Below are 12,449 nucleotides of genomic sequence, written 5' to 3'. Positions count from 1 at the left end.
TGAAAGAATTTATTCAGAAACATAAATTGTTCTCTTTCTACACTGCATTGATGCTCGTCATTGTATTCATTGCTATTTTTGCACCATGGCTTGCTCCGGGGGATGCTTTCTCATCAGATATGACTAAAGCATTACAAGCTCCGAGCGCTCAACATTGGTTTGGTACTGACAAATTGGGCCGCGACGTATTGTCCCGTATCATTTATGGTACTCAATTATCCTTGTTCATGGGCGTATCCATTGTAGTGATTATGGTGAGCATTGGTACAGTTATCGGTGCCGTAGCCGGTTACTTTGGTGGCAAGATTGAAATGGTTCTTATGCGCTTGGCGGATATTATGTTATCATTCCCAGGTGTAGTACTCGCCATTGCAATCGCCGGTATCTTAGGGGGCAGTATTGTAAATACTATCTTAGCACTCTCTGTGGTAGGGTGGGCCAAATATGCCCGTCTTGTTCGTTCTATGACGCTGAAAGTACGCGGTGAAGAATATGTAACGGCAGCTGTTATGATGGGTGCCTCTACGTGGACAATTTTACGCCGTCATATTATCCCTAATATTTTGCCCCTCGTTGTAACGACAGGTGCTCTTGATATTGGGGCCATCATGATTGAGGTGGCCGGCTTATCCTTCCTTGGTTTTGGTGCACAACCACCGACACCTGAATGGGGCCTCATGCTTAATGAAGGTCGTCAATATTTGCAAACGAGTCCATGGCTCATGGCATTCCCTGGTTTGTCGATCTTAATTGTAGTATCTATTTTCAACCTTTGGTCTGATTCTTTACGTGACGTAGTGGATCCTAAGAACCAAGGATAATAATTTTTGAATCTTTATTACGCCGCATGATGTGTAATATAGAGATATAGTTTGGTATATTGTGTTTACAAGGAGATTTTAAATGAAAAAATCTTGGAAAAAGGCGCTGTTAGCAGGCCTTAGTATCGTAATGATGGGTTCCTTCATCGCTGGTTGTGGTTCCAATGGTGGTGCTGATAACAAGGACGTATTAAAGGTTGGCGTAACTAACTTCGCATCTACATTAGAACCTACAGAAAACTTCTTTGCATGGGTTGTAATGCGTTATGGCGTAGGTGAAACATTGGCTAAATTTGACGAACAAATGAAGCCACAACCTTGGATTGCTTCTAAATGGGAAGTATCTCCAGACCATAAGACATGGACATTTACCATCAATGATAAAGTAAAATTCTCTAATGGTAAAAAAGTTGATGCTGCAGCGGTAAAAGCATCTATTGAACGCGCTTTTGAAAAATCTAACCGTGCAAAAACATTCTTCGAATATGATTCCATCGAAGCAAACGGCCAACAATTGGTCATTCATACCACGAAAGAATATCCAAATATGCCAGGTCTTTTGGCAGACCCATTATTCTTAATTGTTGATGTGCAAGCTGAAAAAGATGGCCGTAACTTTGCTAAGGAAGGTCCTATCGGTACAGGCCCATATGTAGTTAAATCTTTCACAAAAGAACGTGCTGAAATGGCAGCCAACGAAAACTACTGGGATGGTGCAGTACCTTTCAAAACTGTAGAAATTCCTTCTATCGACGATCCTAATACGCGTGCTATGAGTTTGCAATCTGGTGATGTTGATATGGCTGTTAACATCGGTCCTGGTGAAATTGGCTTATTCCAAAATAACGATAAGTTCAAGGTTGATGAAATTGCATCCCTTCGCGTAGTATTGGCTCGTATTAACCAAAAAGGGATTCTTGGTGATGACAAAGTACGTGCTGCAGTTATTTCTGCAACAGACCGTAAAAACTATGCTGATGTATTGTTAAAAGGTACATTCATTCCTGGTTCCGCTCCAATTCCACCATCCATGGACTATGGCTTCAAAGATTTGAAAGATCCTAATGCCTATAATCCTGATCGCGCTAAACAATTATTAGCAGAAGATGGTTGGAAAGATACTGATGGCGACGGCATCCTTGATAAAGATGGCAAACCATTAACATTTAACTTCGTAGTATACAACTCTCGTGCTGAATTACCACTTTATGCAGAAGCTGTACAAGCAGACCTCAAAAAAGTTGGTATCGACATGAAAATCAAAACAGTTGACTATAACTTGATCGATAAAATGGGTCAAGAAGGCGACTATGATATGCTTATCTCCAATATCGTAACTGCTAATACAGGCGACCCAATCTGGTTCTTGGCTAACTACTGGCATACTAATGTGGATGGTTCTAATCCTCAAAATGGTTCTGGTTACTCCAATCCACAAGTTGACCAATTGTTAGATGCAGCTGAAACAGAATTCGATCCTGCTAAACGTCGTGAATATGCAATCCAAATTCAACAATTGTTGATGAATGATGGTGCTGCATTATTCTTAGGTTACCCTAAAACTAATATTGTAACTGGTTCTTACTTGAAAGGTGCAGTAATGTACCCAAGTGACTACTACTGGATTACAAACAAAATTACTAAATAATAAGGAGCTATAATGGCAGAAAACGTACTCACAGTAGAACATCTTAGTATCGCGTATCAAGGCGTACCTGCTGTTATGGATGTAAATTTTACCTTGGAACGCGGCAAGGTATTGACCATCGTAGGGGAATCCGGATCCGGTAAGACTACCGTGATCCGCGCCCTTATGGGGTTATTACCAGTCGGTGGTGAGGTTACAGAAGGTACATTGCTATTTAATGGCAAAGACCTTCGAAACCTTTCTAAAGCCGAATGGCGTTCCATACGTGGCAAAGACATGGCCATGATCTTCCAAGATAGCGGTAGTGCACTCGATCCGATTGTACGCATCGGCAAGCAATTTAGAGAGTTATTTAAGGCTCATATTGAAATCGATAATGACGAATGCGATCGTCGTGCTATTGAATTATTAGAGTCTGTTGCGTTACCTAATTGCGCCGATATATTGCGTCGATATCCACATGAGTTATCTGGCGGTCAACGCCAACGTGTAGGGATTGCTATGGCATTAGCTTTAGATCCAGCATTACTCATCGGTGATGAACCAACATCCGCTCTAGACGTTACAACACAATCTCAAGTTGTTATGCAAATGATGGAATTATCTAAAGAACATAATTCCGCTATCGTTATGGTAACTCATAACCTTGGTGTAGCAGCGTATATGTCCGATTACATCATCGTTATGAAAAAAGGCCGTGTTGTAGATGCAGGTACACCACAAGAAATCTTAGAAAACCCATCTAATGAATACACAAAACAATTAAAAGATGCGGTGCCAACATTGGGAGGAGGTCGTTACATTGACTAACTACGCAGTAGAAATTAAAAATGTATATAAACGATTCCCACTTCCTACTGGTGGTGAACTTGAGGCTTGTAAAAATATCAATATTACTCTTGAAAAAGGTGAATCTCTTGGTATTGTAGGTGAATCCGGCTCTGGTAAAACAACATTGGTTCGTATGATTATGAAAATGTTGCCTATTACAGAAGGCGAGATTTATGTAGATGGTGTAGAGCTTCAACATATGAACTCTGAGCAAACGAAAGAATACCGAAAGAAAATTCAAATGGTATTCCAAGATCCATCTGCTGCATTTAATCCGCGCATGAAGGTTAAGGATATTATCCTTGAACCACTCTATAACTTTGGCCTTCTAGAAAAGGGCAAGGAAGAGCAAATCGCTGGTGACTATCTTGAAATGGTAGATTTACCACGCGAATTTATGCATCGATTCCCTCATGAGATGTCTGGTGGTCAACGTCAACGTGTAGCTATTGCACGGGCTATCGTGTTGGAACCTGAAATTCTTGTATTCGATGAGGCAACGAGTGCTCTTGATGTATCCGTTCAAGACTCTATTGCGTATCTACTCGCTAGATTGCAAAAGAAACGGAATTTGACCTATCTATTCATCGCTCATGATATTGCTTTCATTCGTACTATGTGCCATAAGGTTGTAGTTATGTACAAAGGCGACATTGTTGAAGAAATAGATGCGTTCCACCTAGCAGATGCTAAACATCCATATACAAAAGTGTTATTGAGTTCTATTTTTGAAATAGGACAACCTCACAATCCGTTGAGCATGGATACTATTACTGATTCTACAAATCAATAATATATTTAGTGAAAGCCTTCGCGTATGCGAAGGCTTTTATTTTTTTACTATAACCCTAGAATTTTATAGTCTTTAAAAAAGTTATAATTTTATAAAATATTCTCATTTGTTTTGAGTGAGATCTATATATTATATTGTTGTTATGTCGACATATTAATACAAATATATTCCTATTATGATGAGGACGGTGTATAGTAGGAGGTTTACATGAAAATAAAAAAGTATAGTTTCTTGGGAGTTTGTGTAGTTCTGATAGCTATTTTTGCTGTTTTTGGGTGTGGGAAGAATACCGATAAGGATACATTAAAGGTTGGAGCAATGTCATATGCGGGGACATTGGAACCTACAGAGAATTATTTTAGTTGGGGGATTGTGAGGTATGGCATCGGTGAGAATCTAGTTAAATTTGATGATTCTATGAAGCCATAACCGTGGATTGCCGAATCTTGGTCCGTAGGGGATGATCATAAAACATGGACATTTGTAATTAATGATAAAGTAAAATTTTCTAATGGGCGTAAGGTAACAGCACAGTCTGTTAAGGAGTCTTTGGAACATATTTAATATATAGAGGGTTGTATTAGAATATATAGACCTCTATATTTTTTGTATAATTATAATTATTTACTTTTATATTCTCAAAATACTATAGGAGGTATGTGTATTGTTAGAGAATTATAAATATAGTATATTTATAATTGATAAAAGTGAATAAACTGAGTGTCGGTTCTACCGAGCGTAAAAGAGGAAAATAGGTGCAAATCCTATACTATGAAAATAGCTGTAATGAGGAGCAATATTTCGTATTAGGGTCACTGGGAAACTGGGAAGGCTGAAATGTTGTGATGAATCAAAAGTCAGAAAGCCTGCTCAATCTTGCAGGGCATCGTGTCACAGCATGGTGTTTTTCTTTAGGTTAGTCAGGCGGCTAATCTTTTTTTTGGTTATTTCATAGATTTTATTACACGGCATCATATTATATGTTTACTCTCTATGTGTATCTATGTTTATTCACTATTATGTGTTTTTATTTGAGAAGGGTATAGGAGGTGCCTATGGGCAAACGCTTTGCTAAACAATTAGGACAGTTTATTGTCACCTTGTTTGGCATCACATTTTTGACATTTTGTCTCACCTATTTAGCTCCAGGGGACCCAGTTACGATGTTACTGGAAACGGCAGATACTATCGTGTCTCAACAGACGATTGATGAAACTCGAGCACAGTTGGGGTTGGATAAGCCGTTTATCGTACAGTATGCAAACTGGGTAGTCAATGCAGCTCACGGTGACTTAGGAATGAGTTACTCTGCTAAAAAACCGGTAGTGGATCGCATGTTAGAAGCATTACCTGGTACGCTTATATTGGCAGGAACTGCATTGGTATTTACAATTTTATATGCATTACCAGCAGGGATACTGAGTGCGTATAACCGGAATAAATGGATAGACTATGTACTGAGAATTCTTTCTTTCATAGGTGTATCTATGCCAACATTCTGGTTAGGCCTTGTATTAATTTACATCTTTGGCTTAAAACTCGGTTTAGTTCCAATTGCTTCGTCACGTATAACGGCGACAGGCGTTATTTTGCCAGCCGTTACATTAGCGGTTGTCGTTGGTTCTAAATACATGCGTCAAGTACGACTCGTTATCCTTGAAGAAATGCAAAAGGATTACGTTATCGGTGCCCGTGCGCGTGGTGTAAGCGAAATGAAGATTTTATTCGGTCACATTTTGCCTAATGCAGTCTTGCCATTGATCACAATTTTAGGTGTTCTTATTGGTTGGTTATTAGGTGGTGTAGCGGTAGTTGAAATGGTATTCTCTTGGCCTGGTCTCGGGAATATGGCCATTTACGCCATCACTATGCGTGACTATCCATTGATTGAAGGTTTTGTGTTATGGGTTGCTATTGCATACATGTGTATCAATGCTTTAGTTGATGCATCTTATGTTTTATTAGACCCTAGATTGAAAAGGGAGAGAGCATAATGAAAGAATTTATTCAGAAACATAAATTGTTCTCTTTCTACACTGCATTGATGCTTATTATCGTATTCATTGCTATTTTTGCACCATGGCTTGCGCCGGGCGATGCTTTTTCCTCAGATATGACAAAAGCATTACAAGCCCCTAGCGCACAACATTGGTTTGGTACCGATAAATTGGGCCGCGACGTATTGTCTCGTATCATTTATGGCACTCAATTATCCTTGTTCATGGGTGTATCCATTGTAGTGATTATGGTAAGCATTGGTACAGTTATCGGTGCCGTAGCAGGTTACTTCGGTGGTAAGGTTGAAATGGTTCTTATGCGCTTGGCGGATATCATGTTATCCTTCCCAGGTGTAGTACTCGCCATTGCAATCGCCGGTATCTTAGGGGGCAGTATTGTAAATACCATCTTAGCACTCTCCGTTGTAGGGTGGGCTAAATATGCGCGTCTTGTACGTTCTATGACGTTGAAAGTACGTGGTGAAGAATATGTAACGGCAGCCGTTATGATGGGTGCCTCTACATGGACGATTTTACGTCGTCATATTATCCCTAATATTTTGCCCCTCGTTGTAACAACAGGTGCTCTAGATATTGGGGCCATCATGATCGAAGTTGCTGGTTTATCATTCCTCGGTTTTGGTGCACAGCCACCTACACCTGAATGGGGCCTCATGCTTAATGAAGGTCGTCAATACTTGCAAACGAGCCCTTGGCTCATGGCATTCCCTGGTATGTCGATTCTTATCGTCGTATCTATTTTCAACCTTTGGTCTGATTCCTTGCGTGACGTAGTGGATCCTAAGAATCAAGGATAATTATTTTTGAATCTTTATTATGCTATTTGATGTGTAATAGGGAGATATAGTTTTGTATAGTGTGTTTACAAGGAGATTGTAAATGAAAAAATCTTGGAAAAAGGCGCTGTTAGCAGGCCTTAGTATCGTAATGATGGGTTCCTTCATCGCTGGCTGTGGTTCCAATAATGGTGCTGATAACAAGGATGTGTTAAAAGTTGGTGTAACTAACTTCGCATCCTCATTAGATCCTACTGAAAATTTCTTCTCTTGGGTTGTCATGCGTTATGGTATAGGTGAAACATTGACTAAGTTTGATGAGCACATGAAGCCTCAACCTTGGATTGCATCTAAATGGGAAGTGTCTCCAGATAAGAAGACTTGGACTTTTACAATTAATGATAAAGTGAAGTTCTCTAATGGTAAAAAAGTTGATGCCGCAGCGGTAAAAGCTTCTATTGAGCGTTCTTTTGAAAAGTCTAATATTGCAAAAACGTTCTTTCAATATGATTCCATCGAAGCAAATGGCCAACAATTAATTATCAAAACAGATAAAGAATATCCTAATATGCCAGGTCTTTTGGCAGATCCAATATTCTTAATTGTTGATGTGCAATCTGAAAAAGATGGCCGTAACTTCGCTAAAGAAGGTCCTATCGGTACAGGCCCATATGTAGTAAAATCTTTCACTAAGGAACGTGCTGAAATGGCGGCGAATGAAAATTACTGGGATGGTGCAGTACCGTTTAAAACCGTAGAAATCCCATCCATCGACGATCCTAATACGCGTGCTATGAGCTTGCAATCCGGTGATGTAGACATGGCTGTTAATATCGGCCCTGGTGAAATTGGCTTGTTCCAAGGCAATGACAAATTTAAAGTAGATGAAATTGCATCTCTTCGTGTTGTGTTAGCACGTATCAATCAAAAAGGTATTCTTGGTGACGACAAGGTTCGTGCTGCTGTAATCTCTGCAACAGACCGTAAAAACTATGCAGATGTATTATTAAAGGGTACATTCATTCCTGGTTCCGCTCCAATTCCACCATCTATGGACTACGGCTTCAATGACTTGAAAGATCCTAATGCGTATAATCCTGAACGTTCTAAACAATTGTTAGCTGAAGATGGCTGGAAAGATACTGATGGCGATGGTATCCTTGATAAAGATGGCAAACCATTAACATTCAACTTCGTTGTATATAACTCTCGTGCAGAATTACCACTTTATGCAGAAGCTGTCCAAGCCGATCTTAAAAAAGTTGGTATCGATATGAAAATCAAAACAGTTGACTACAACTTGATTGATAAAATGGGTCAAGATGGCGATTATGATATGCTTATCTCCAACATCGTAACTGCTAATACAGGTGATCCAATCTGGTTCTTAGCTAACTACTGGCATACTAATAATAATGGTTCTAACCCTCAAAACGGTTCTGGTTACTCCAATCCACAAGTTGACCAATTGTTAGATGCTGCTCAAACTGAATTCGACCCTGTAAAACGTCGTGAATATGCAATTCAAATTCAACAATTATTGATGAATGATGGCGCTGCATTGTTCTTAGGTTATCCTAAAACTAATATCATTACTGGTTCTTACTTGAAAGGTGCTGTCATGTACCCAAGTGATTACTACTGGATTACTAACAAAATTACAAAATAGTAAGGAGCTATAATGGCAGAAAACATACTAACTGTAGAGAACCTTAGCATCGCGTACCAAGGTGTGCCTGCTGTTATGGATGTAAACTTTACCTTGGAACGCGGTAAGGTATTGACCATTGTAGGGGAATCCGGATCCGGTAAAACTACCGTGATCCGTGCCCTTATGGGGTTATTACCAGTCGGTGGTGAGGTTACAGAAGGTACATTGTTATTTAATGGTAAAGACCTTCGAAACCTGTCTAAAGCCGAATGGAGATCCATACGTGGTAAAGACATGGCCATGATTTTCCAAGATAGCGGTAGTGCACTCGACCCGATTGTACGCATTGGTAAACAATTTAGAGAACTATTCAAAGCTCACATTGAAATCTCCAATGACGAATGTGATCGCCGTGCTATTGAATTATTAGAGTCCGTTGCATTACCTAATTGCGCAGATATCCTTCGCCGCTATCCACATGAGCTATCTGGTGGTCAACGCCAACGGGTAGGCATTGCTATGGCACTGGCTTTAGATCCAGCATTACTCATCGGTGATGAACCAACATCTGCTCTAGACGTGACAACACAATCTCAAGTTGTTATGCAAATGATGGAATTATCTAAAGTGCATAATTCCGCTATCGTTATGGTAACCCATAACCTTGGTGTGGCGGCGTATATGTCCGATTACATCATCGTTATGAAAAAGGGCCGTGTTGTTGATGCAGGTGCTCCAAAGGATATCTTAGAAAATCCTTCTAACGAATATACGAAACAGTTGAAAGACGCTGTGCCGACATTGGGAGGAGGTCGTTACATTGACTAAATACGCTGTAGAAATTAAAAATGTATACAAACGATTCCCTCTTCCGACTGGCGGAGAGCTAGAAGCATGTAAAGATATCAATATCACCCTTGAAAAAGGGCAATCTCTTGGTATTGTAGGTGAATCCGGCTCTGGTAAAACAACATTGGTTCGTATGATTATGAAAATGTTGCCTATTACAGAAGGTGAAATCTACGTTGATGGTGTTGAGATTCAACACATGAATACAGAACAAACTAGAGAATATCGTCAAAAAATTCAAATGGTATTCCAAGATCCATCGGCAGCTTTTAATCCGCGTATGAAGGTTAAGGATATTATTCTTGAACCACTATATAATTTTGGGCTTCTTGAAAAGGGAAAAGAAGAACAAATCGCTGGGGATTACCTTGAAATGGTAGATTTACCGCGTGAGTTTATGCATCGATTCCCTCATGAAATGTCTGGTGGTCAACGTCAACGTGTAGCTATTGCTCGTGCTATCGTATTAGAACCCGAAATTCTAGTATTAGATGAAGCAACAAGTGCTCTTGACGTATCCGTACAGGATTCCATAGCGTACCTATTGGCTCGCTTACAAAAAAAGAAAAATTTATCATACCTATTTATTGCTCATGATATTGCTTTCATTCGTACAATGTGCCACAAAGTGGTTGTTATGTACAAAGGTGCTATCGTTGAAGAATTAGATGCATTCCATTTAGCTGATGCGAAGCATCCTTATACAAAGGTTCTATTGAGTTCTATCTTTGAAATTGGTCAAGATCATAAACCACTTACATTAGAAGAAGCTACGTTAGAAGCATAATAGTATATGCATGAGGCTCACTTTAAAATGAATTAAAGTGTATAGGTTAAGTAAAAATAGCAGTTAGTTGATGGGCTAACTGCTATTTTTTAGGTTCTTAAAACAATATTGGGGCACAGGCGTTGAATATAATGGTTCTGGTTTCTCTAGTCCGCGCTTTGATGAATTGATAGCTCTTGGTGAAAGCGGGGCTAATCCAGTTATACGACGTAATGCCGTTATTAATGCGCAACAACTTATGCTAGATGAATCTGTAGCATTGTTCCTTGGATATCCTAAAATTAATATCGTAGGCAATAAACACATCGATGGTATTAAGATGACACCATCCGAATACTATATGATTACGAAAGATTTAAAACGAAAATAATCGCATCTCTTAGTTAGTATTTATGATACTCGTGGGACTATATTATGATGCACTTAAACTGTATTATGGTATAGTCCTTTTGTTATGCGTTATTTTATATTAATGAGTATCTTGTGTAACAGATTATTCATCCCAGTTATAATTATATAAATAGTTCTCATTTGCTTGACTAAATACAATAGATTATAGTGTTTTTATATTGATATAATAATTCATTTATATCGATAATTATTGAAAAAGTTAAACGTATAGTAGGAGGTTAACATGGGGCTTAAAAAGTATTCATTGTTTGGTGCTTTCATATTATTAGTGGGAGCTTTAATCTTTTCAGGATGTGGAAAAGATACAAATAAAGATACATTAAAAGTAGGTGCTATGTCCTATGCAGAGTCTTTAGAGCCTACGGAGAATTACTTTAGTTGGGGGATTGTTCGTTATGGAATTGGAGAAAATCTCGTTAAATTTGATGATTCTATGAAACCACAACCATGGATTGCGTCTTCGTGGTCAGTCGGAGATGATCACAAGACTTGGACTTTTTCTATCAATGATAAGGTAAAATTCTCTAATGGTCGTAAGGTTACGGCACAAGCTGTTAAGGAATCCTTAGAGCGTACATTTGAAAAAAGTAAACGGGCAAAATCCTTTTTTGCCTATGACTCCATGGAAGCAAATGGGCAGACTTTAACCATTCACACCGATAAGGTGTATCCTAATCTACCCGGACTACTAGGGGATCCTTTATTTTTAATTGTAGATGTTCAATCAGAACGAGATGGCCGTGATTTTAGTAAAGAAGGCCCTATTGCTACGGGCCCTTATGTGCCTATATCTTTTACTAAAGAACGCATTGAGTTAGATAAGAACGAAAATTATTGGGATGGTGATGTGGGATTTAAACATGTAGTGGTAGATTCTATTAATGATGTAAATACTCGTGCTATGGCGTTGCAAGCAGGGGATATTGATATGGCTGTTAATATCGCTGCTGGTGAGTATGGATTATTTAAAGATAATAAGGATTATATTATTGAAGAAACCCCATCATTGCGTGTTGTTATGGTTCGAATGAATCATAATGGATATTTGAACGATATTAATGTAAGACGTGCTTTAGTTGCTGGTGCAGATCGTGAAAATTATGCTACAAAACTTTTTAAGGATACCTTTGTAGCGGGACGAACTCCATTGCCACCATGCTTGAATTATGGATATAACGATATCAAAATTCCTGAAACGTATAACCCAGAACGTGCTAAAATGTTGTTGGCACAGTCTGGTTGGGTAGATAGCGATGGAGATGGTTATGTAGATAAGGATGGTAAAAAGCTACGTCTTAATTTTTATACTTATACATCAAGACCTGAGGTAATCTTATATGCAGAAGCATTACAGGTTGATTACAAAAAAATTGGTGTTGATGTGAATGTAGAAATCGTTGATTCTAGTGTAGTGGATAAGGTGACACGTTCTGGTGATTATGACTTGGCAATAACCAGTGTTTCAACTGCTAGTACTGGTAGTCCTGTATGGTTCTTAAAACAATATTGGGGGACCAACATAGATGGCTCAAATCCGACCAATGTGTCCGGTTTTAGTAATCCTAAATATGATGAATTACTAGCTTTGGCTGAAACTACTGTTGATGATACACAACGATATAATGCCATTGTTGAGGCACAAAAGATTTTGTTAGACGATAGTGCATCCTTGTTCTTAGGTTATCCTAAGATTAATATGATTTGTAAAAGCTATATAAAAGGGCTTAAGATTTCACCTAGTGAATATTACATCATTACGAAAGACTTGAAAAAAGAATAAGGTTTACTATTTATAATGCAATAAAAGGAGGGTTATAGGACAAAAAGTGTGTGTGACTAATCCCAATAAGTTGGAAAATCTGTA

11 protein-coding genes, 1 pseudogene and 1 riboswitch are annotated in these 12,449 nt (G+C 38.7%); all 12 genes and pseudogenes read left to right on the top strand.

The window, feature by feature from the left end:
• Positions 1-821, top strand: an 821-nt coding sequence (gene nikC, locus RYP29_RS07115; RefSeq protein WP_311532754.1) for a nickel transporter permease, incomplete at its 5' end; no start/stop codon positions are given.
• 82 nt (positions 822-903) lie between these two features.
• Entirely contained in the window at positions 904-2,469 is a 1,566-nt protein-coding gene (locus tag RYP29_RS07110; RefSeq protein WP_311532753.1) for an ABC transporter substrate-binding protein, read from the top strand.
• A gap of 12 nt (positions 2,470-2,481) precedes the next feature.
• Positions 2,482-3,279, top strand: a complete 798-nt coding sequence (locus RYP29_RS07105; protein ID WP_009661418.1) for an ABC transporter ATP-binding protein — start codon at positions 2,482-2,484, stop codon at positions 3,277-3,279.
• A complete protein-coding gene (locus RYP29_RS07100; protein WP_311532752.1) occupies positions 3,272-4,093 on the top strand; it encodes a dipeptide/oligopeptide/nickel ABC transporter ATP-binding protein in 822 nt (273 codons plus the stop codon). The genes RYP29_RS07105 and RYP29_RS07100 overlap by 8 nt, the downstream gene beginning before the upstream one ends.
• A 207-nt stretch (positions 4,094-4,300) precedes the next feature.
• Positions 4,301-4,648 (top strand): annotated as a pseudogene (locus RYP29_RS07095) (ABC transporter substrate-binding protein); the annotation flags it as partial.
• A 146-nt stretch (positions 4,649-4,794) separates the two neighbouring features.
• A riboswitch (cobalamin riboswitch) is annotated at positions 4,795-4,982 on the top strand.
• A gap of 166 nt (positions 4,983-5,148) precedes the next feature.
• The gene (nikB, locus tag RYP29_RS07090; protein ID WP_009661506.1) at positions 5,149-6,087 is read left to right on the top strand and encodes a nickel ABC transporter permease; all 939 of its coding nucleotides are present in this window, start codon (positions 5,149-5,151) and stop codon (positions 6,085-6,087) included.
• Positions 6,087-6,908: a nickel transporter permease gene (nikC, locus tag RYP29_RS07085; protein ID WP_205095559.1), complete on the top strand. Its 822-nt coding sequence runs from the start codon at positions 6,087-6,089 to the stop codon at positions 6,906-6,908. Before nikB ends, nikC (RYP29_RS07085) begins: the two co-directional genes overlap by 1 nt.
• A gap of 82 nt (positions 6,909-6,990) precedes the next feature.
• The gene (locus RYP29_RS07080; RefSeq protein WP_311532751.1) at positions 6,991-8,556 is read left to right on the top strand and encodes an ABC transporter substrate-binding protein; all 1,566 of its coding nucleotides are present in this window, start codon (positions 6,991-6,993) and stop codon (positions 8,554-8,556) included.
• A 12-nt stretch (positions 8,557-8,568) separates the two neighbouring features.
• Entirely contained in the window at positions 8,569-9,366 is a 798-nt protein-coding gene (locus RYP29_RS07075) for an ABC transporter ATP-binding protein (protein ID WP_311532750.1), read from the top strand.
• Complete coding sequence (locus RYP29_RS07070) at positions 9,359-10,174, top strand: dipeptide/oligopeptide/nickel ABC transporter ATP-binding protein (protein WP_311532749.1); 816 nt, start codon at positions 9,359-9,361, stop codon at positions 10,172-10,174. Before RYP29_RS07075 ends, RYP29_RS07070 begins: the two co-directional genes overlap by 8 nt.
• 166 nt (positions 10,175-10,340) lie before the next feature.
• Entirely contained in the window at positions 10,341-10,544 is a 204-nt protein-coding gene (locus RYP29_RS07065; protein WP_311532748.1) for a hypothetical protein, read from the top strand.
• A gap of 264 nt (positions 10,545-10,808) precedes the next feature.
• Positions 10,809-12,365, top strand: coding sequence for an ABC transporter substrate-binding protein (locus RYP29_RS07060; RefSeq protein ID WP_311532747.1), 1,557 nt, complete (start codon positions 10,809-10,811; stop codon positions 12,363-12,365).
• Positions 12,366-12,449: the final 84 nt, after the last annotated feature.

Source organism: uncultured Veillonella sp. (assembly GCF_963534045.1).
In the GTDB taxonomy this organism is placed as follows: Bacteria; Bacillota; Negativicutes; order Veillonellales; family Veillonellaceae; genus Veillonella.
Note: the sequence above shows the minus strand (reverse complement) of the source record. Positions and strands in the feature narration are given on the sequence as shown.

Coding starts and splice junctions, on each gene's coding strand:
- RYP29_RS07110 (WP_311532753.1), top strand. CDS start 904: ATGAAAAAATCTTGGAAAAAGGCGCTGTTAGCAGGCCTTAGTATCGTA.
- RYP29_RS07105 (WP_009661418.1), top strand. CDS start 2,482: ATGGCAGAAAACGTACTCACAGTAGAACATCTTAGTATCGCGTATCAA.
- nikB (WP_009661506.1), top strand. CDS start 5,149: ATGGGCAAACGCTTTGCTAAACAATTAGGACAGTTTATTGTCACCTTG.
- nikC (WP_205095559.1), top strand. CDS start 6,087: ATGAAAGAATTTATTCAGAAACATAAATTGTTCTCTTTCTACACTGCA.
- RYP29_RS07080 (WP_311532751.1), top strand. CDS start 6,991: ATGAAAAAATCTTGGAAAAAGGCGCTGTTAGCAGGCCTTAGTATCGTA.
- RYP29_RS07075 (WP_311532750.1), top strand. CDS start 8,569: ATGGCAGAAAACATACTAACTGTAGAGAACCTTAGCATCGCGTACCAA.
- RYP29_RS07060 (WP_311532747.1), top strand. CDS start 10,809: ATGGGGCTTAAAAAGTATTCATTGTTTGGTGCTTTCATATTATTAGTG.